This window comes from Actinomadura sp. HBU206391, from assembly GCF_014323665.1.
In the GTDB taxonomy this organism is placed as follows: Bacteria; Actinomycetota; Actinomycetes; order Streptosporangiales; family Streptosporangiaceae; genus Actinomadura_C.
The window spans coordinates 1-1,041 of record NZ_JABVEB010000565.1 but is presented as its reverse complement, the minus strand read 5'-3'; the positions used below and the strand labels follow the sequence as shown (position 1 = coordinate 1,041).

Sequence of the window (1,041 nt, the reverse complement as noted above, 5' to 3'; positions counted from 1 at the left end):
TCCACAAGGATCCGCTGTCTCGCCGTGCCTGGCCAACCTGTTCCTCCACTACGCGTTCGATGTGTGGCTGGCGCGGGAATTCCCGTCAGTCCGGTTCGAGCGATACGTGGACGACGCGGTCGTGCACTGCTTCAGCGAGCGCCAGGCGCTCGAAGTGCGAGCCGCGATCGGACGACGGATGGAACAGGTCGGACTGAAACTCCACCCGGACAAGACCAAGATCGGGTACTGCGGGGACAGTAACCGGCGTGGCGGGTACGACAACGTCACGTTCGATTTCCTCGGCTACACGTACCGGCCCCGGATAGCGATCAATCAGCGAATGGGAACAACGTTCACCTCGTTTGCCCCGGCCATGAGCCGGGACAAACTGACCGCCAAGGGAGAAGAAGTCCGCAGATGGCGGCTTCATCTGCGCACGGGCAGCACTCTGGCCGACCTCGCCGAGCAAATCAATCCGATCGTGCGAGGTTGGATGACGTACTGGGGTCATTTCAACAAGTCCCAGATGTATGGCCTGCTACGGCGTATCAACGCCTATCTGATGCGCTGGGCCCGCAAGAAGTACCGGAGGCTCCGCAGCCGGAAAAGACTCCAAGCATGGTGGGCACGGCTGGTCGGGAACGAGCCGGAAATGTTCGCGCACTGGGCCTGGGTCACCGACAGCGGATTCTCGTTCGCCGGACGGTAGGAGCCGTATAAGCCGAGAGGCTCACGTACGGAACTGTGGGAACCCGGGGGTGAGATTCCCCCGGGCGACCCGACTGGAAATGCTCTCCGAGAGCGCGGACTCCGACGCCAAGCGGCAGAAGTGATCGACGCGGCATTCGCCGAACTCGAACCGCTCACCAGCACCACATACGCCTGCGACACCCTCGGTAAATCCCGGTCCACCGTGCACCGACAGCGCAATCCGAAGCCGAAGATGGCAGGGCCGCGACCGGCGCCGGCGCCGCACCCGGCACAGCTGACCGAGGCCGAGCAGCAGCACGTGCTGGCGGTGCTGAACTCGCCGCGGTTCTGCGACAAGGCACCCGCCCA

General features: G+C 63.8%; 2 protein-coding genes. Both read left to right on the top strand.

The genetic code is table 11. From position 1 onward, the window contains the following. The coding region (locus tag HKK72_RS39440) for a group II intron maturase-specific domain-containing protein (protein WP_261987642.1) at positions 1–691 on the top strand (691 nt) is incomplete at its 5' end. A 120-nt stretch (positions 692–811) separates the two neighbouring features. Next, positions 812–1,041 (top strand): hypothetical protein (locus HKK72_RS39435; protein ID WP_410050394.1); only part of this gene is annotated, 230 nt, incomplete at its 3' end.